Consider the following 19,979-nt stretch of genomic DNA (forward strand, 5'->3'; position numbering starts at 1 on the left):
GGCGGCCCAAAGGTGCTCGGGGAAAAGGCGGTCCAACGGCAGCATTGCGCCCTCGTTCCGTTTCGTCGAATGCGTTGCGGTCGACGCCCTAAAGCCGACGTCAGTTCAGGTTGAGCTTCACATCCGGCGGGCCACCGAGGGATGCGCACCTTCGGCGTGCAAGACTCTGCTCCTCCCCCCGGCGACGATCGCCTGCGCTTTCCGATTTTCCGAGTGCTTCTGGAGGCGTCGTTATTGTGCAGAGTCCTGGATTTCTGCTTTATATCGGTCGGCTCAATTTGATAAAATATTCGAGCGACGCGCCACGGCAAGGCGCGGCGAAAAGGGGGAATCTGATGAACGTATCTGGGGTCCGGGGCCGCGCTGCCCGGTTGCGTATGCACGGTTCGGCCGGTGTGCTGGCGCTCGCGGCGGGGCTGACGTTAGCGACTCCGGCGGCGGCGCAGGATAATTGCGGATCGGGTAATGCCAGCGGCGCCAATTCAGTCGCCTGCGGCACCGGTGCCGATGCCACGGGCACCAACGCCACCGCAGTCGGCAACGATGCCGATGCCGGTACAAACGCGAGCGCCATTGGCGCCGGCGCCAAGGCCAACGCCGATGAAACCGTCGCACTCGGATATAATTCGTATGCGGGCGGCCAGATGGCGACCGCGGTAGGCCGTTATGCGCTGGCGAACGCCGCCTGGACCACCGCCATGGGCGCTTCCGCCCAAGCCTATTTCGGCTATGCCAGCGCGTTCGGCACCGGCGCGCTCGCCAACGGCCTCGGCTCTACTGCGCTGGGCGCTGGCGCGCGTTCGGCAGCCGGCGCGGTCGGGCTCGGCTATAGCAGTTCCGCCACCGGCGATCAGAGCATTGCGCTCGGCCAGTCTGCTTCCGCCACGCAGAATCGCGGCATCGCGATCGGCGGCTGGATCGATCTCGACAGCGACGGCATCAGCGATCCGGGCGAGTTTACTCGCGCGACCGGTATCGATGCCATTGCCCTCGGCACGATCGCCAGCGCCAGCAACGCGAAAACCGTATCGATCGGCTATAGCGCCAGCGCCACCGGCTCCAACGCCCTCGCTGTCGGCGCGGCGAGCAGCGCGGCCGGAACCAACGCCGCCGCCTTCGGCCCGGGCAGCAGCGCCGTCACCAGCGGCAGCGTTGCTCTGGGCAATACCGCCACCGCCAGCGGCACTGCCGCCATCGCCATCGGCGGCGGCTATCTGGGTGGCAACGGTCCCGTCGCGGCGGGCGGCGATTCGATCGCGATCGGCTCCGACGCCAGTACGGCTGCCGGCGCCGGCGGCGCCATCGCATTGGGCGGTGCATCTTTTGGCGGCGCCACCAACGCGGTCGCGCTCGGCCAGCAGGCCCGCGCCGAGGTCGGCAATAGCACTGCCGTTGGCGACAACGCCCAGGCAACGGCAATCGGCTCGGTCGCGCTCGGCGCCAATTCGCTCGCCGACGCCGCCTACACCGTGTCGGTCGGCACCAGCGGCGCGACGCGGCGGATCGTCAATGTCGGCGCTGGCACGCTCTCGTCGACGAGCACCGACGCCGTCACCGGGGCGCAGCTTTACGCCACCAACGCGAGCGTGACGACGGCACAGGGCACCGCCAACACCGCGCTCACCAACGCCGCCACTGCACAAACCCGCGCTGATACCGCTTTCGACAGCGCCGCTGCCGCGCAGGGTACCGCCAACACCGCTCTCGCCAACGCCGCCACCGCACAGAGCCGCGCCGATGCCGCATTCGACAGCGCCGCTGCCGCGCAGGGCACCGGCAACACCGCCCTCGCCAACGCCGCCACCGCGCAAACTCGCGCCGATGCGGCTTTCGACAGCGCCGCTGCGGCACAGGGCACCGCCAACACCGCTCTCGCCAACGCCGCCACCGCACAGAGCCGCGCCGATGCCGCATTCGACAGCGCCGCTGCTGCGCAGGGCACCGGCAACACCGCCCTCGCCAACGCCGCCACCGCGCAAACTCGCGCCGATGCGGCTTTCGACAGCGCCGCTGCGGCACAGGGCACCGCCAACAACGCGCTTGCCAACGCCGCGACGGCGCAGACCACCGCGGATCGCGCCGAAGCCCGAGCGATCGCCGCGCGCGACGACGCGGCGGCTGCGCAAGTGCGTGCGAACGAAGCGCGTGACCTTGCCAATCAGGCAGTCAGCAGCGGCGCTGCGACCAAGGACATCGCCGATGCGGCGCTCGCCAATGCGGCAACGGCCCAGGAGGCGGCCAATATCGCCAGGGCACAGGCCGATCAGGCCGATGCCGGGGCCCGCCTCGCCCGCTCTGTCGCCGACAATGCCATGGTGAACGCCGCCGCCGCCCAGACCACCGCCGATCGCGCGCTAGCCCGCACCGCCTATGTCGAGATGAACATGACCGGCCCGCTGGCACAGGCGAACGGCGCCAATGCGATGGCGATGGGCAGCGGCTCGATGGCGAGCGGCGACCGTTCGGTGGCGATCGGCACCAATGCCGTTGCCGAAAACGGCGCCGCGGTATCGATCGGCGCGGGCAACCGTGCCTCGGGTGCCGGGGCAGTGGCGATCGGCGACCCCAACGTCGCCACCGGCCGCGGCGCCGTTGCCATCGGCGCCGACAATACCGCGACCGGCGAAGGCGCAGTCGCGCTAGGCGCCGATAGCGTCGCCAACGGCCGTTCGGCAGTCGCGCTGGGCCGCGGCGCCAATGCCGGCGCAGCGGGCAGCGTCGCCATCGGCGAAGGTGCGGTGGCGAACCGGGCCGGGCAGGTCTCGCTGGGTGCCACCGGTTCCACCTACACGCTCGCCGGCATCAGCTCCGCCGCCAGCCGCGCGGCGCAATCGGGCGACACCCGCTATGTCACCTCGGATGCCTCGGGCAATCTGGCGCTGTCCGATCTCGGACCCGGCGCGATCAGCCAGCTCGATTATCAAATGCGTGTCGATCGACGCGAGACGCGCAGGGGGATCGCCACCGCTATCGCGATCGGTACTGCTCCGATCCCCTCTGAGCCGGGTCGCACCAGCTACGTCCTCAACGGCGCCACCTTTCGCGGCGAACAGGCCGTCGGCGGCGGAATGGCCCACCGGCTCAATTCCGACGATCCGCTCGCGGTAACGGCGGGCTTTTCCTATGGCGGCGGGGGCAACACCGCGGTCAAGGTCGGGGTAGCGGGGGAGTTTTGAAGACTATCAAAAGGTCCTCGACGATCCGGACCCGTTAGCGGCTATCGCGGCAGTTCGCGACCGAGGCAGCGGTCGCCTGACGGAGCCATGGGTCACGGTAAATGCGCAAGCGTCGGACGAAGTCGCTCGATCGAGCGTTCGCGGACGGCAGCTATTTCGGCTTTGATGCCGGAAGCCGACGGTCGGCTTCCGGTCCAGGAGCCGCCGTGCAATTGACGGGGAGGCCAGGCGCGAGGCCCCGTCCGCGCTTGGGGGGGCATGCGCGTTGGGGGCACGGTCCATCCGGCGGATCGGGAAAGAGCGCAGCTGCATCGAGTCAGTGATATCCCCCCGGCGCAGGCGGAGCGGGCGGACGGTGCCGCAGACTGCTCCAGTGGAGAATTGTGCGTCAGAGCAATCACCGGTGAAGAGGCACCGCATCGGACCACGATGAAGCGCGGTGGCGCCCATGCTCGCGTGCCGATTTGGCGGGAGGGGCAATTTGCGATTACAGATACTCGGCGCCGGATTGTCTTGGCTGGCGAAGCAGCCGCGATGCGCGGCGGGAACCGGGTGAGACCATTTTGGACAGGGATGCGGCAGTTCGGGAGTGGTTCTGCCGCGAAGTGCTTCCCCTGGAGCCGTCGCTGCTGCGCTTCATCCGTCGGAACTGGCCGGCGGCCGACGACGCGACCGATTTGATGCACGACGTCTATGAACTCGCGATCACCGGCGCCCGCAACGCCATACCCCACAATACGCCTGCATATCTGTTTGCCGTGGCGCGTAATCATCTGATCAACCGCGCCAAGCGGGCGCGGATCGTGTCCTTCGAACTCGTCGCGGACCTCGAGACCGTGGTCGCCGACAGCGACATGTTCGAGGCGGAGCGGCAGCTGCACGCACGCGATGCCTTGCGGCGCGCCCAGGCCGGGATCGAAAAGCTGTCACCCCGCGTCCGGGAAGTCGTGATGCTGCGCAAGGTCGAGGGGCTCGACGTTGCCGAGACGTCGGCGAGGCTGGGCATCGGCAAGGATGCAGTCAACCATCAGCTCGCGATGGGCATGAAGGCGCTTGCCGACCACATGCTCGGTGGCGCGGGCAAGATCGTCCGGCGCAGATACGGCGCCCGACGTGCGCAAAGGAGCGAAGGATGACCGACGCTCGCTCGGCACGAGACTGCGCTGCTGACTGGATCATCGCCCGCGAACAGGGTGCGTGGTCAGACCGGGACCAGCAAGCGCTGGATGCCTGGCTCGACGAGTCCGACCTGAACAAGGCCGCCTTCTGGCGTCTCGAGCATAGCTGGCGCGAGGCTGACCGCATTGCCGCGCTTGGGAGTGGTCTCGCCCCCGCGCGCGCGTCCGCCTGGCGGCTGCGGCCGCGAACCTGGACTGCCTTGACCGCCCTCGCGGCCTCCATCGCGGCCATCGTCGGCGTGGGCTTCCACGAAGCGCACCCTGGCGGAGAAGCATCTACCGCCACCGCCACCTTTGCCACCGAAGTGGGTGGACATCAGTCCCTTGGCCTTTCCGATGGCAGCCGCGTCGAGCTCAACACCGATACCAAAATGCGGGCCGCGATCGGGGCGGATCGCCGTGCGGTCTGGCTCGACAAGGGCGAAGCGTTCTTCGAGGTGGCGCATCGCGACGGGCTGCCCTTCGTCGTGCACGCCGGCCCCCGCGAGATCACGGTTCTGGGCACGAAGTTTTCCGTGCGACGCGTCGGCGACAAGGTCACCGTCTGGGTTCGCGAGGGGCGCGTGCGCGTCGACAATGCCGAGCGTGCCGGCGCGGCGCGCTCGGCGATCGTCACGGCCGGCGGCGGTGCGCTGAGCGACGGGGCGGCGACGCTGGTCACCTCTACTTCACCCGAACGGGTCGAGCAGGCGCTCTCGTGGCGCGAAGGAATGCTGAGCTTCGACCATGAGCGGCTCGGCGACATCGCGCTGGAGTTCAACCGCTACAATCGGAAGAAGATCGTCGTCGATAGCGAAGCTGGGGGCATCCGCATCGGCGGCACCTTCCCGGCGTTGAAGCCCGTCGCGTTCGCGCGGCTGCTCCGCGACGCGTATGCGCTTGAGATCGAGGAAACCGACGGCGCGATCAAAATTCGGAAATGACATTACAGCACTCGGCGGGTCGATTGTCTTAGTCCGCATGACGGGTGGCTGATGGAGCGCCCGCACCATAGGGGGAAGAGGATGAGGTCCACCAGCCTCGCGGCGGCGCTCGCCGCCAGCGTCTGTCTGTTTGCAATCGCAGTGCCCGCGCACGCGCAGCAGCGAAGCTTCGACATTCCCCCAGGCAGCCTCAAGGCCGCGTTGGACGCGTTCGGGCGTCAGTCCAGCCGGCCGGTCATCTACCGCGCCGCGGACGTCAGCGGCATCAACTCCGCCGGATTTCGCGGCTCGGATTCGCCCGAGCGCGCTTTGGCCGCATTGCTCCGGGGCACCGGGTTGAGCAGCAGGGCCGGCGAGGCCGGCGCAATCGCGATCGTCCGCCTGGGAAACGGCCAATCGACCGGCGCTAGCGCATCCGTGTCGGATATCTCGCAGGCCGATCCGTCGGTCGAGGAGGCCGAGACGGAAATCGTGGTCAGCGGCATCCGCAGGTCGCTGCAGGAATCGATCAACGTGAAGCGCGCCGCCGGCAATATCGTCGACGTGATCACTGCCCAGGACATCGGAAAGCTGCCCGACCAGAACGTCGCGGAATCGATGAGCCGCGTCACTGGCGTCCAGATCAGCCGCCGCGAGGGCGACGGCTCCAACTTCACTATCCGTGGCATTTCGCAGAACCGGCTAGAGATCAACGGCCGCAACTTCGTCGGCCCGGGCAATGGCGGCAATGCGGCGCTGGAGACGATCAGCCCCGAGATTCTTTCGTCGATCGTGGTGATGAAGTCGCCGACTGCCGACATGCCCGAAGGCGCGCTCGGCGCCACGGTCAATCTGCGGACCAAGCGCCCGCTCGAGCTCGACGATCTCGTCGTAGCGGGGCGCATTCAGGGCGCCTATGCCGATCAGGCCGATCATATCGGGTATCGCGGATCGGCGCTGGTCTCGAAAAAGCTCGGCGACCGGTTCGGCCTGCTCGCCAGCGTCGCCTATTCCGATACCAAGACGCTGGGCTATTCGTTCGACGCGGGCGGATGGACCCAGACGAATGCGATCGACGGCAATGGCGATGGAGTCGACGATCCCGGGCTGTTCCGTCCCAACCGCTTCATGGCGCGCGTCTTCGATCGCGCCGAGCAGCGGCTGACGCTGAACGGCACCGCGCAGTGGCGCCCGACCGACGAGCTCGAGATCATCCTCGACGCGACCTACAATCACCTCAAGCGCCAGAGGAACAGCGTCAACTACCAGGTGCTGTTCAACAACAACGACCTGGACGCGACGGTCAACGACAAGGGCACCGTCGTCGCCGGGACCTTTTCCGGTGTCACCGTGCGGCCGCTGATCTATGACGAGCCTACTGATCTCAAATCGACGCTGTTCGGCGGATCGGTGAAATGGGAGGACGACCGCGCGCGCGTGAGCCTCGACATGTCGTACAGCCGCGGCAAGGGCAGCGACGGCGGGCCGGGTGCGTCGTTCGCCTATGTGGTCGTGCCGCGCGCGGGCAACGTCGCCAATGCAAGCTACGATTTCCGCGCCGGCAACGCCGTGCCCGATCTGTCCATCGACGCGAATTTCAATCCGAACGATCCGACGCGGTACCAGCTGCTTTCGATCTTCGACTACGATGCCGTGACCGACAACAAGGGGTACGACGCGCGGCTCGACTGGGAATATCAGACCGAATGGGGCATCCTGTCTTCGGTCGAGGTGGGCATGCGCTATGAGCGTGCCGAACTGCTCGCCGCCGATCCGCAGAACCTGCCCGTCGCCGCCAGCCTGCTCGCCGCGGGCGACCGCAATGGCGACGGAATCCTCACCGTCGATGAGCTTCCCGGCCTGAGCTACGGCAGGGACTATGGCGCGTTCTTTCCCGGCGTCGGCGGCAATTTCCCGCGCGATCTGCTGGGCGGCACGCTCGACAAGAATGCCGCGCGCGACGGATTGGGACTTGCCACGCCCGATCCGTACGACACCCGCATCACGGTTGGTCCGACGTCGATAAAGGACGTGACCCAGGAGACGCTCGGCGCCTATGTGAAGGCGAACTTCGAAGGCATGGCGGGCGGCCTGCACTACAGCGGCAATGCGGGCGTGCGCTATATCGACACCGCCCGCGCGACGCTGGGATATCTTTCACCGACTGCGACCAACGTCATCAAGTCCGATTTCGGCTATTGGCTGCCGAGCGCCAACCTGTCGGTCGACTTCAACGACGATCTGACCCTGCGCCTCGCTGCTGCGAAGGTCGTGTCGCGGCCAGGGCTCAACCAGGTCAGTGCCAGCTTCGTCCCCAACACCGTCTCGATGACGGGCTCGCGCGGCAATCCCAATTTGCGGCCGTTCGAGGCGAAGCAGGCCGATGCCACGCTCGAATGGTATTTCGCGCCGGCGAGTTCGCTGACCGCCGCGGCCTTCTACAAGAAGGTCGACTCGTTCACCGTGACCACGGTCAACCGCGAGTTCGTGCCCGGCTTCTCCGAGCGCTTCGGGCTGTTCGACATCTCGCAGCCGCAAAATGGCGAAGATGGCAGCATCAAGGGGTTCGAGCTCGCCTGGCAGCATGCGTTCCGCTTCCTGCCGGCACCCTTCGACAATCTCGGCATCCAAGCGAACTACACCTATGTCGACAGCAGGACGCCGCTCGTCGACTCGATCACCGGCGAACGCCTGCCGCTTCCGGGCCTGTCGCGCGACAGCTATACGCTGATCGGCTATTATGAGGACAAGATCCTCTCGCTGCGCGCCGCCTATACCCGGCGCAGCAAATATCTGAACAGCGTCGGCGGCGCGGCCAGCGGCGGGAACACCTATGTTTCGGGACGGGGCCAGCTCGACGCATCGGCGCAGATCAACCTGACTCCCAATGTGCGCCTGACGGTCGAAGGCATCAATCTCACCAAGGCGATCGACCGACAGTATCTGGGCGAACCGGACCGGCTGACCTTCTCCGCGCGGGAAGATCGCCGCATCTTCTTCGGCGTCGCCACCAGCTTCTGAGCCAACATCAGGGACGACATCATGATCCGTCGCAACTTCCGACGCGCGCTTGCCGTGGCGACCTGCCTCCTGCCGCTGGCGATGGCGGCACCGCAGGCTTCCGCCCGGCAAGGCGCTCCGCAGCGCGCCGATATCGTCGTCTATGGCTGCACTTCGGGGGGCGTGGTCGCCGCCATCGAGGCGCGGCGGCTCGGCCGATCGGTGTTGCTGGTATGCCGGGAGGACTATCTCGGCGGCATGTCGACCAACGGGCTCGGTTGGTCGGACACCGGCAATCACCGCGCCATCGGCGGGCTCTCGCTCGATTTCTACCGCAAGGTGAAGCGGCATTACGACGACCCTTCGGTATGGACCCACGCGCCACGGCCTGCGCGCGCCGAGAACTTCGTCGATGGCGAGGCGATGTGGCAATTCGAGCCCAAGGTCGGCGAGCGCATCTACGAGGACTGGGCGCGCGAGGCGGGGGTGACGATCGTCCGCGATCAGCCGCTCGACCGGACGAAGCGCGGCGTCGAGACCGCGAACGGACGCATCGTCGCTTTTCGTTCGAAGACTGGGCAGCGCTTCGAAGGAAAGGCCTTCATCGACGCGACCTATGAGGGCGATCTGATGGCGGGCGCGGGCGTGCGCTTCACCGTCGGGCGCGAGGCCAATGCGACCTATGGCGAGACGCTCAATGGCGTGCAGATCGAGAACACCACCAACCACCAGTTCGTCCGCGACGTCGACCCGTACCGGGTTCCCGGCGATCCCCGCAGCGGGCTGGTGCCCCGGGTCAGCGGCGAACCCCTCGCGCCTGACGGCACCGCCGACACCAAGATCCAGGCCTATACCTATCGCATGTGCCTGACCGACGTCCCCGCCAACCGTGTGCCGTTCGCCAAGCCCGCGGGCTACGACGCCAGCCAGTATATCTTGCTGAAGCGCTACATGGACGCGGGCCATCGCAACTTCTTCCAGAAGTTCGATCGCATTCCCAACGGCAAGACCGACACCAACAATTTCGGTGCCTTTTCCTTCGACAATATCGGCATGAACTATCGCTACCCGGAAGGAAGCGATGCCGAGCGCGCCGCGATCGCGCGCGAGCATACGCTCTACCAGCAGGGATTGCTGTGGTTCATGGCGAACGATCCCGGCGTCCCTGCCGAAACTCGCGCCGAAATGTCGAAATGGGGACTGTGCAGGGACGAGTTCGTGAAGACCGGCCATTGGCCGCGCGAGATGTACGTCCGCGAGGCACGGCGGATGGTGTCCGACTTCGTGATGGCCGAGTCCCATTTGCGCGGAACCAAAGCGACGCCGCGGCCGATCGGCATGGGATCGTACAACATGGACTCGCACAATGTGCAGCGCATCGTCGATGCGCGGGGCTTCGTACGCAACGAAGGCAATATCGAAGTCAGTCCGGGCAGGGCCTATCCGATCAGCTACGATGCGATCGTGCCGCGCAAAAGCGAGGCGACGAATCTGCTGGTGCCGATGGCGCTATCGGCGTCGCACATCGCCTATGGCTCGATCCGGATGGAGCCGGTGTTCATGATCCTCGGCCAGTCCGCCGCCGCCGCGGCATCGATCGCGATCGAGGATCGCGTTCCGGTGCAGGAGGTGGACTATGACAAGCTTCGCGCAAGATTGCTTGCCGAAGGGCAGATCCTGGAGCTTGCTCGATAGCGGTGCCGTCGAGCATTTCTATCTGAACAGCAGCATCGACGCCCTTGCCGAAGCGTGCTTACGCAAAGGGCTCACCGAGTTGGGTTTGCAGTGTAGGTGGTCCGCTCCGGCTGCCAGCCACAGCGCTGGGCCAAGGGGCGCGGTTGCCACGACTGTCAGAGCTGTTGGCGCATTCCCCCTCAACTCCGCCATCGCGGGTTCCTGAGAAATGGTTGTTTCTTCAGCGCCTGGCATGCGGTGGCCATCCGGATCCGCGGCAATGAAGAAGCCCCATTCGATCCAGCGCCCGCGACAGCCCTGTTCCCCGCGCCACATGCCATGGGTTTGGCCGGGATCGAGCCCATGGCGCGCCGAAGCACTCGCCAGCGCCGCCTCGACACCGCTTCCCGCGCGCATTGCCGTGAGGAAGGCGTAGTGCGAATCGGCCAGGGGTACGGTGCGCGTGACGAACTCGGTTCGCACCAGGGCGACATGGCTGGTCGAAGGCGCAGGCAACGGCGGCGCCTCGCCGCGACGCACGGCATGGTAATAGCCGGCGACGGGGAACCCGTAGGTGCCCAGCGCGAAGGCGGGCTGGAGGCGCAATGCGCCGTCCGCGGTATCGGACGTCGCGAAGGGGCTTCCCTCATTGCCCTCGGCATCGAACATCGCGAACGTCGCATATTCGAAGCGGGCGAGATCGATCATGAAATCGACCCACGCCTCGCGCGCCTGCGGCTCGGGCCGGTTCGCTTCCAGCCAGCCGGGAAAGCAACGGCCAAGGTCGTACAGCGTGTGCCGCTCGGGCGGGCAGTCGCGGATATAGTCGGCGACGAAATCGTCGAACAGCGCCCGGCCGAGCGCATGGCACAGCGCGGGAAACTGCTCGCGCATGCAAGCCGCGATGCGCAGAAAATACCCCCGCTGATAGACTGCCAATCCCCCCGCCGGGCCAAGCCGCCCACCGGTTTCGAACAGAGTCTGCGCCGCGCCCGGGTCGGCATGGGGAGCGATCAACGCCGCGTGCATGCGGCGCTGCGCCGCTGCCAGCGTGGTCATGCCGCGTCCTCCATCACGCTATCCATTGCGCGCGGGATGATGAAGCCGAGCGGGTTGGAGACGCCTTCGCCGCCGTCCGTGCGCGCGGTCGTGCCGCGCGGCGCGGCGGCGCCCGCCATGTAGTGCTCGGCCTTGCGCAGCTCGGCGAGGCAGCCGTCGAAGCCGGGGATGTGATCGTCCCATTCGAGCAAGGTCGACGCCCCGCCGGTACGCGCCCAGGCGATGCGGAACAGCTCCCACACTTCGGTCCGCACCGCTCGGTCATGCGTGTCGATCAGATGGGTGCCGAAATCCTGATGCCCCGCCAGATGCATCTGGACGACGCGATCACAGGGGAATGCCTCGAGATAGGCGAGCGGGTCGGTGCCGGCGTTGAAGCAGCTGACATAGACGTTGTTGACGTCGAGCAGCAGCCCGCAGCCGGTCCGGTCGGCCAGCGCGCGGAGGAAGGCAGGCTCCTCCATCGTCGACTGCGCGAAACGGACATAGGAACTGGGGTTTTCGAGAATCAGCGGGCGTTCGAGAATATCCTGCACCTGAAGCACCCGCGCTGCGACATGCGCAAGGCTTTCCTCGGTCAGCGGGATCGGCAGCAAGTCGTGCGAATTGTGCCCGTTGACGCCGGTCCAGCAGAGATGGTCGCTGATCCAGGCGGGGTGGATCTCGTCCGCCAGCCGCTTGAGCGATGCCAGATAGGCCCGGTCGAGCGGATCGGTGCTGCCGATCGAGAGCGAGACGCCGTGCAGCACGAGCCGATGGCGCTCGGCCACCGCGCGGAGGATCGCGCGCGGCCGTCCGCCGGAATCCATGAAATTCTCGGAGATCGCCTCGAACCACAAATCCTGCCCCGCGCCCGACAGGATCGCATCGAAATGCACGCTGCGAAGCCCCAGCCCCAGTCCCAGCCGGGGCAGGTCGGCCAGTGCGTCAGCTGCAGCCACCGGCGCCGCTCATCGCGCTCGATCCACAGGCGGTCATGTTGCCGCGCGCGTTGTTGTCGTCGGAAATCCACAGATAGGTCGGCCCCGTCGCCGCGAAGGCTGCCGGCGTATCGCCGAGCGTCGCCGGGAGCGGCTGACCGGGATCGACCTTCTGTTGCGCCTGCGCCGCGAGCAGCTCGAGCCGCGTCGCTTCCCAATTCGCCTCGAACACCGCGCGCGCCCGTAGCCAGACGCTCTGCCCCTGGTTCGGCCCGTTGGTGCTGAAACGCTCGGCATTGATCGGCGTGGCGCACGATCCCTGCGAGCGGCAGGCATTGGCGCCGGGATTGTTCATCTCCTCGCCCGTGCCGTAGAGACCGCAGCCGCCCTGGCCCTTGCACTCGTTCTGGACGTGGCAGGTATGGTCGGTGCCGGTCGCGCAATAGCCCTGGCCAGCGCAGGCATTGGGCTCGCGTCCCGGCGCGCCGAACATGCCGAAACGATCCGATCCTGCGCAGGCGTTAAGCCCCATGCAGGCGTGGAGCGGCATGCCCTCGGGCTGCGGGCCGATCACCCCCGAGCCCGGAAAGGCAGGCTCGGCGGCATAGGGATAGGGCGCCGGCACGGGAACGCCGGGCGCTGGCGTCGGTGACGGGGTGGAGCAGGATGCCATCGGGGTTTCCTCTCGCGGGCGATCAGCGTTGCTGGGCGGCCGCCCAATAGGGCCCGACATCGGGCAGGTGCATCGATACGTTATTGGTGCCGGTCTTCGAGATCGCGACGCCGACATAATAGATGACGTTCTGGAGCACGCCGATCAGGTCGTCGTCCCCCTTCTCGATCTTCACTGCTTCGGCGGTGGTGCCTCCGGGCGCGAACAGCGCCTGGACGTGCTCGATCACTTCGCTGGCGTCGAGCTGGGCGATCAAGGCGTTGGCCGATGCAATCGCCTTGTTGCCGAACTCGGTCAGCCCCTGGAACGATGCCGCCCGATCGCCCAGCGAGACATTCTCGAAGGTCGGGCCCATCATCATGCCCGCATAGTCGCCGCTCGGGATCGGGATCTGGCGGATCGTGCGGATATATTTGTCGAGCACCCAGATCATTGATCGGTGCAGCCCCTCGTTGAAGAACAGCTTCTGCTTCTCGGGCGGCACCAGATAGATCGTCTCGGTCATGACCAGCATGTACTGGAAGCAGGCGCTGCAGAAATTGGCGATGTCGACATAATATTCGGGGTAGTTCGCCGCGAGCGGGCTCTCGGGCACGTTCACCAGCACCCCGGCATCGAGCAGCGCCTGGCTGTCGATTGCAGGCTGGATCACCGCGGTCGGCGCGGGCGGCTGGAGCGGGCGCACCTCGCTTGTTCCCGCATAGTCGGCGAACTGGGCCTGGAGCGTCAGGAACTTCACATAATGCGATTCCTCGTCCTTCGATGGGTCGTCGTCGGGGCTGGGCCCGACATCGGGGATCGGCACGCCCTCGCCCTGGTCGCAGATCGTGTCGATCGCCGTCGCGGCGTCCTGGATCGATCGGACCGCGACGAGTTGGGTCTGGCCCGCATGGCTGTCGGCATAATCGGGATAGACCGCGGCCGCTGCGGCGCCCTGCATCGGGTCGGCCCACGGGGCCGTGGCCGGCGGCGCGGGCTTCCACGGATCGAAGCCGGCGGAAGGATAGACGGTGTCGACGTTGTTCGGCGAGTAATTATAGGGCTGGATCGCACTGATGACGGAGCCGCGCTGAAAGTCCGAATCGTCCAAAAACTGCGTGCTCAGCAGGCAGCGGAGGTACGAATAGAATTGGCCGATCGTATCCCAGTCGCTGTCCTGCGGCGGCGCGTTCCACTGCTCGGGATACTCGATCTGGAGGAAGTGCCACAGCTGCTCGAAGCTCAGCTTGCCGAGCGGGATCAGCACCCCGGTCTTGCCGTCCGGGCCGGCGGGCCCCTGCGGATTGTGGTAGGGCAGCCCGGTCGGATAGGCCCCCGGCGCCTTGCCGTAGAGCTGGGGCATGACACCCATCGACCACAGGATGTTCGACGAGAGCGACATGTGGAGCATTTCCTCCACCGCCACGCTCATGATGATGCCGCCCGCCTTGTTGGCGAAGAGCTGGGCGGGACTGATCGTCTCGCCGCTCTCATTGTTCCGGACGAGCGAGTAATAGGTGTAGAGATAGATGGGGATCGTCGCGAGTTCGATCTCGATCGCAGTCTGGAGATCGGCCTTCAGGCGCGCGAGCAGCTGGTCCCGGGTCCAGGTGGCGTTGAGCGTCGCCACAAACGCCTGCTCGGCGGGCGTAAGCGGCGTCACTGGATCAGGCATATCCACGGGAGCCCCCTGAGGTCCGAAGGTTTCCAAACCCGGGGAGCAACTAATCTTGGGCGTCAGCCCCCGTTGGGCCTCAAGCATATTAGGATGCGTCGCGGGCGGCAACGGAAAACCTTCGTATTCGATCCATTTTTGTTTTGATTAATTCACTGTCCATGAAATATCTTGCAACCTTGGTCGGTGAAATTCTAGGTTCGTGAAAGTGAAATCTCGAACGCGACGACAGTCTGTCCTGTGTTATCGCTTCATGACTGGCGGCGTGCCAAGCTCCTCGGGGGTGGATCCATGAGCAACCTGGCCGGCAAAGCCTATGGGATGAACGTTGTCACGCCGATGCGTCCCGGTGTGACGTGGATCAATAATTTCCTGTTCATGATGTCGCGGGCGCTTCCCTCGACACTGTCGGGATTGTTGGGGCTCGGGTTCATCCATTTCGCGCGCTGGGTGATCATCCGGCGCGGGCAATGGCCGCAGCTGGGCCAGCCGCCCGCCAATCTGTCCAATGATTACATGCTGTTCTGCAGCAACTTCAACGGCACCTGGGATCAGTATATCGATGCCTTTGCCGATGGCATTCCAGGCGGGCTCGACCTGTTCTGGTATTCGAGCACCAAATATCCGAACTCGATTCCGATCACCCCGTTCAAGGATTACATCCGCGCCAACCAGGTCGACACCAACTATTATTATAACGCGACGCCGGGCAGCGGGCAGCGCGATATCAAGCTCGCGCTCAAGCTCTCGCACGATCTCGCCGCCATCGCCCGGGCGGGCGAGCAGAGCGATGCCGCGCTCGCCTCGGCCTATGAGGGGCTGCTGATCGCCAACCAGGGCGGGCTGGGCGCGCCGGGCTATGCGCCGGTCGCGAGCTGCGATACCGCCGCTGCCGATCGCAACCGCGCCGATGCCGAGCGGGGCCTGTGGGTCGAAGGCGGCAGCGGCCCGATCCAGGCCCCGCGCGCGCTGCAGCCAATCGCAGCGGACGTCGTCATTGCCTCCATCGCCAACGTCGACGACGCCGCCAAGGCCGCGGTCCGCGCCACGGTCGCCGCCACGCTCGGCTCGGCGCCGCACACCGACGCGGCGCCCAAGGTCACCGATCCGCCACCGGTGCCTCCCGCCGAAAATGGGGAGAAGGCCGATGGCTGATATCGACGTCAGCACCTATTTCTTCACCGCCGCGGTGCCGGTGTGCAACGAGGGCATCGTCGAGCATCGCAGCCTCGTCGGGACGAAGGGGGTCCTCAAGAGCTCGCCCATCCATATCGTCCGCGAGATCCTGGAGACGTTGCCCACCGCGCTGCAATCGCATGCGACCGAGGAGATCGGGCTCAACAGCCCCTTCTCGCGCAACCTGCGCACCCATTTCACGCGGCTGGTGATCCTCGACCAGCCTCATTTCAATGGCCGCGACCATAGCAACGCACTGGTCAATTCGATCAAGGGCACCAACCTGCTCGACCCCCAGCCGGTCGACCAGATCTCCTGCCCGTATATCCTCTGGATGATCGATTTCGACCTGCCCGATCCCCGCGGCGCCGGCGAGCCGCGCCGCTATTTCGAGGAGCTGTGGGGCCAGATGGCGCCCGAGCTTCGGTCGATCTTCCAATATTGCTACGGCTTCGATGCGGTGAAGGACGCAGCGGCCTTCGCGACCTACATCCTTCGCTGCCAGATCGAGACGACGATGCCGTTCCACGATTATTGGTACGTGCCGCCCAAGCTCGATCCGATCTCGACCACCGGGCTCGCGCTGATCCCGGGCGCCGGCGTGCTGATGCTGCTGGCCTCGCTGCTCGCCTGCCTGCTGCGATGGAGCGGCTGGCACTGGGCGGCCGGTTTCGCCGGTTGGAGCGGGTGGAGCTGGATGCCCTGGGCGGGGCTCGCGCTGCTGATCCTCGGTCTGGTGATCGACTATTATTGGGTGCTGTGGAAGGGCAGGCAGCCCTATCCCGCATCTCCCGGCGCCGATCTGCGCAACGTGCTGAAGGGCCTGTACCTGCAACAGGCCTTTACCCGCTTCGCGATGGAGCAGCAGCGCCGCGATCCCGCCGAACGGGGCGCCGCGTTCCGCACATTCCTGGCCGCCACCAGGCCCGCTGATCTCGACGGGCCCACCCAGCCCGCCGGCGTGATCCGCAGCAAGCTGCCGGGAGATGGGGCATGACCAACGCGACCAACACTGCGCCGGCCGCGACTCTGCTCGATCTTGCCGATATCCAGGGCGGGATCCTGCGCACCTATGGCGACGGCTTTCCCAAGGGTCGCAACTTCTACCTGACCGTGCGCGACGCCCGGAAGGGCCGCGCCTTTGTCGAGGCGCTGCTGCCCAAGATAACCACCGCCGCGCGCTGGAAGGATCCGAACCGCGAGGAGCCGCTGCTGCGCACGCGCAATCCGCGCGTGAAGGATATCGCCCGTGCCGAGGGCGAGCCCGATTATCCCGGCCGCGTCCAGTTGATGAAGCCCAAGGTGACGCTCAATATCGGCTTCACCTTCACGGGATTGCTGGCGCTCGGCGTGCCGACCCGCACGCTGCGCGGCATGCCCGACGACTTCATCGACGGGATGGAGGCGCGCGCCGCGCTGCTCGGGGACGATCCCTTCCTCGCCAAGCGCGATGCGGTATGGCGCGATTCGAAGGGCGACAAGCGCGTCCACATCCTGCTGACGCTCTATGCCCAGCAGAACCCCGACGGCACCGCCTGCGCTGAGCTGGATGCCGAAACCGACGCGATCGTCGCACTCTGCGACCACGCGCAGGGCGGCGTGGTGCTGCTCGGAGGGGTGGGACCGACCAATGCCAGATGGCAGGATCTGTCGGCAGTGATGCGGCAGGACGGCGAACGCTGCTGGCCGACCAACAAGGAGCATTTCGGCCTTTCAGACGGCTTTGGCGACCCGGTCTTTTCGGGGCAGTTCTCGGGCGAGGCGGAGCGGGTGCGGGTCGCGGGCGGCGGCAAGCTGATGGCGGACGGCAGCTGGCAGCCGCTGGCCACCGGCGAATTCCTGCTCGGCTATCCCGACGAGGCGCAGGAGGTTCCCGGTGCGGCAATGCCGATCGCCTTCAGCCGCAACGGCACCTTCATGGCCTATCGCAAGCTGCACGAGGAAGTCGGCACCTTCCACGCCTATATCGACGAACAGGCGAGGCGCTACGCGCAGACGCACCAGGTCCCGCACGAAGAGGCGGTGGACACGATCAAGGCCAAGATGGTCGGCCGCTGGGAAGATGGCGTGCCGCTGATGGTCGCCCCCACTTTCGCCGCGTGGCAGGCCTTCCGGGCCGAGCTCGACAAGGCCCGCGCCGAGAAGGACAAGGCCAAGCTCGCCGAGATCGCGCTGAAGTTCACCAACTTCATCTACGCGTCCGACCCGGCGGGGTCGAAATGCCCGGTGACCTCGCATCTGCGCCGCGCCAATCCGCGCGACACGCTGGGGCCCACCTTCGCCGCGAATGGCATGTCGAAGGACGGATCGGCGATCATCAACCGCCGCCGCATCCTGCGCCGCGGCCTGCCTTATGGACACTATGACGCGAACGCCCCGGCCGACGATGGCGACCATGGCATCATCTTCATGGCGATCTGCACCAATCTATTCCGCCAGTTTGAGTTCGTGCAGCAGCAATGGATGCAGTACGGACTCGATTTCAACGCGGGCAGCGACACTTGTCCGGTGATCGGCAATCACCCGGCGGAGGACGAGCCCAAGCTGGTGATCGCAGTCGATCCCGAGACCCGGAAGCCACCCTTCATCTGCGATCACATTCCGCAGCTCGTCGAGCCGCGCGGGGGCGATTATTTCTTCCTCCCCAGCATGACTGCGCTGCGGATGATCGGCATGGGGATCATCGACCCGACCTGACCCGGCCTTGCGTCGCTTGGGTCCGGGACGAAGATTCCGCTGATCCCAGGTTCAATACAGCGCGTCGAGCCTCGCCCCATAGACCTGCTTCAGCACGTGCCGGCGGATCTTCAGGCTCGGCGTCAGCTGCTCGTTCTCGATCGTGAACGGTGCATCGGCGATGATGAATTTCCGGACCCGCTCGATCACCGACAAGTCGCGATTGACCCGTTCGACCGCCGCGCCGACTGCCGCCTTGTAGTCGGGATCGTGCGCCAGCTCCTTGAAGTTGCACTTGGTCGCGGTGTGCGCGCAATATTCGGCGGTCCATTCGGGATCGGGGACGATCACCGCGGTCATATAGGGCTTCTTGTCGCCCGCGATCATCGCCTGGACGATCTCGTTCTGGAGGGTGAGCATCCCCTCCACCTTTTGCGGCGCGACATTGTCGCCCTTGTCGTTGACGATGATATCCTTCTTGCGATCGGTGATCTTGATCCGGCCCTTGTCGTCGATGATCCCGATATCGCCGGTATGGAGCCAGCCGTCCTTGAGGACACGCGCAGTCTCCTCCTCGTTGCGCCAATAGCCGTGCATCACCAGTTCGCCACGCACCAGGATCTCGCCGTCCTCGGCGATACGAACCTCGACATCGGGCAGCGGCGGGCCGACCGTGTCGTGCTTCAATCCCGCGCTCGGCCGGTTGCACGAGATCACCGGCGCCGCCTCGGTCTGGCCATAGCCCTGGAGGAAGGTCAGCCCGATCGATTCGAAGAAGATGCCGACCTCGGGATTGAGCGGCGCGCCGCCCGAGACCATCGCCTTGATCCGCCCGCCGAAGCGTTTCGAGATCTTGGGCAGCAGCGTCGCCTTGAGCAACAGCCGCATCGGCTGGTCCTGGATCGGCACCCCGCCCGCGGCGCGCTTGCCGCCGATGCTCACCGCGCGGTCGAGCAGATAGTTGGCGAACTTGCCCTGCTTCTCGATCTGCTTGGTGATGCGGGTGCGCAGAACCTCGAACAGCCGGGGCACGACGACCATGATCGTCGGGCGAACCTCCTCGATGTTCGAGGCGAGCTTCTCGAGCCCTTCGGAATAATAGATCTGCGCGCCGAGCCCGATCGGGAAAAACTGCCCGCCGCTATGCTCATAGGCATGGCTGAGCGGCAGGAACGAGAGGAACACTTCGTCTTCCCAGCCGAAATCCTCGCTGATCACCGTGCAGCAGCCATTGACGTTGTGCAGGATCGCGCCGTGGTGCTGCATCACGCCGCGCGGGGATCCGCCGGTTCCGCTGGTGTAGATGATGCAGGCCAGGTCCTCGCGCTTGAACGTCACGCCCGACGCGAACGCCACCGGGTCGGCGGGGTGCTTGGCGATCAGCGCCTTCCAGTCATGGAAGTCCATCGACCCCGTCTGCGACGGCCGCATGTCGTCGATCCCGATGATCATCCGCGCCGAGGACGATCGGATCGCCGCGGGAAGCAGCGTCTTGGCGAGCTTGGCGTTCGACACGACGATCGCGCACGCGCCCGAATTCTCGATGATGTGCTGGTGGTCGCGCTCGGTATTGGTCGTGTAGGTCGGCACGGTCACGCAGCCCGCAGCCATGATCGCCAGGTCGGTGATGCAGAATTCCGGCCGGTTCTCCGAAACCAGCATCACGCGGTCGCCCTGGCGCAATCCCATCGCCTGGAAGGCGGTGGCGAGGCTCGCGACCTGCCGTGCCGCCTCGCTCCAGCTCGTCGGCTGCCACGCGCCGCCGGCCTTGTGCCACAGGAACGGCGCGTCGCCCTTCTCGCGTGCCCGCGTGAAGAACATCTGCACCAGATTGTCGAAATGCTCGAGTTTTCGCATCGCTCTCCCCTCGGGCGCCGCTTTGTCGGCGTCC

At 66.1% G+C, this 19,979-nt stretch carries 13 protein-coding genes; 8 read left to right on the forward strand and 5 right to left on the reverse strand.

Features of this window, described 5'->3' with window-relative positions:
• Positions 1-335 precede the first annotated feature (335 nt).
• The 5 genes from RZN05_RS19205 to RZN05_RS19225 all read left to right on the forward strand — a co-directional run bounded on the left by RZN05_RS19205 (position 336) and on the right by RZN05_RS19225 (position 9,951).
• The gene (locus tag RZN05_RS19205) at positions 336-3,176 is read left to right on the forward strand and encodes a YadA-like family protein (protein WP_317228289.1); all 2,841 of its coding nucleotides are present in this window, start codon (positions 336-338) and stop codon (positions 3,174-3,176) included.
• 563 nt (positions 3,177-3,739) lie between these two features.
• Positions 3,740-4,312, forward strand: coding sequence for an RNA polymerase sigma factor (locus RZN05_RS19210; protein WP_317228290.1), 573 nt, complete (start codon positions 3,740-3,742; stop codon positions 4,310-4,312).
• Positions 4,309-5,277 carry a FecR family protein gene (locus RZN05_RS19215; protein WP_317228291.1) on the forward strand — a complete coding sequence of 323 codons (969 nt, stop codon included), beginning with the start codon at positions 4,309-4,311 and terminating at the stop codon, positions 5,275-5,277. The genes RZN05_RS19210 and RZN05_RS19215 overlap by 4 nt, the downstream gene beginning before the upstream one ends.
• 81 nt (positions 5,278-5,358) lie before the next feature.
• Positions 5,359-8,277, forward strand: coding sequence for a TonB-dependent receptor (locus RZN05_RS19220; RefSeq protein ID WP_317228292.1), 2,919 nt, complete (start codon positions 5,359-5,361; stop codon positions 8,275-8,277).
• Between the two features lie 21 nt (positions 8,278-8,298).
• Positions 8,299-9,951, forward strand: coding sequence for an FAD-dependent oxidoreductase (locus tag RZN05_RS19225; protein ID WP_317228293.1), 1,653 nt, complete (start codon positions 8,299-8,301; stop codon positions 9,949-9,951).
• 18 nt (positions 9,952-9,969) lie between these two features.
• On the opposite strand, the gene RZN05_RS19230 is transcribed toward RZN05_RS19225, so the two are convergent.
• The 4 genes from RZN05_RS19230 to RZN05_RS19245 are packed head-to-tail and all read right to left on the reverse strand — an operon-like array spanning position 9,970 to position 14,236.
• Positions 9,970-10,989 carry a DNA-binding domain-containing protein gene (locus RZN05_RS19230; RefSeq protein WP_317228294.1) on the reverse strand — a complete coding sequence of 340 codons (1,020 nt, stop codon included), beginning with the start codon at positions 10,987-10,989 and terminating at the stop codon, positions 9,970-9,972.
• Entirely contained in the window at positions 10,986-11,912 is a 927-nt protein-coding gene (gene bufB, locus RZN05_RS19235; RefSeq protein ID WP_394804849.1) for an MNIO family bufferin maturase, read from the reverse strand. The genes RZN05_RS19230 and bufB overlap by 4 nt, the downstream gene beginning before the upstream one ends.
• Positions 11,913-11,916: 4 nt before the next feature.
• The gene (locus RZN05_RS19240; RefSeq protein WP_317228296.1) at positions 11,917-12,582 is read right to left on the reverse strand and encodes a hypothetical protein; all 666 of its coding nucleotides are present in this window, start codon (positions 12,580-12,582) and stop codon (positions 11,917-11,919) included.
• Between the two features lie 22 nt (positions 12,583-12,604).
• On the reverse strand, positions 12,605-14,236 hold the full coding sequence (locus RZN05_RS19245) for a ferritin-like domain-containing protein (RefSeq protein WP_317228297.1): 1,632 nt from the start codon (positions 14,234-14,236) through the stop codon (positions 12,605-12,607).
• Positions 14,237-14,527: 291 nt separating this feature from the next.
• Between RZN05_RS19245 and RZN05_RS19250 the strand changes: the two genes are divergently transcribed.
• The 3 genes from RZN05_RS19250 to RZN05_RS19260 are packed head-to-tail and all read left to right on the forward strand — an operon-like array spanning position 14,528 to position 18,109.
• Complete coding sequence (locus RZN05_RS19250; RefSeq protein WP_317228298.1) at positions 14,528-15,391, forward strand: hypothetical protein; 864 nt, start codon at positions 14,528-14,530, stop codon at positions 15,389-15,391.
• On the forward strand, positions 15,384-16,409 hold the full coding sequence (locus RZN05_RS19255; RefSeq protein WP_317228299.1) for a hypothetical protein: 1,026 nt from the start codon (positions 15,384-15,386) through the stop codon (positions 16,407-16,409). Before RZN05_RS19250 ends, RZN05_RS19255 begins: the two co-directional genes overlap by 8 nt.
• A complete protein-coding gene (locus RZN05_RS19260) occupies positions 16,406-18,109 on the forward strand; it encodes a Dyp-type peroxidase (RefSeq protein WP_317228300.1) in 1,704 nt (567 codons plus the stop codon). Before RZN05_RS19255 ends, RZN05_RS19260 begins: the two co-directional genes overlap by 4 nt.
• 51 nt (positions 18,110-18,160) lie before the next feature.
• Here RZN05_RS19260 and RZN05_RS19265 read toward each other — a convergent pair whose 3' ends face one another.
• Positions 18,161-19,945: an AMP-dependent synthetase/ligase gene (locus tag RZN05_RS19265; RefSeq protein ID WP_317228301.1), complete on the reverse strand. Its 1,785-nt coding sequence runs from the start codon at positions 19,943-19,945 to the stop codon at positions 18,161-18,163.
• Between the last annotated feature and the right edge of the window lie 34 nt (positions 19,946-19,979).

Source organism: Sphingomonas sp. HF-S4 (genome assembly GCF_032911445.1).
In the GTDB taxonomy this organism is placed as follows: domain Bacteria; phylum Pseudomonadota; class Alphaproteobacteria; order Sphingomonadales; family Sphingomonadaceae; genus Sphingomonas; species Sphingomonas agrestis.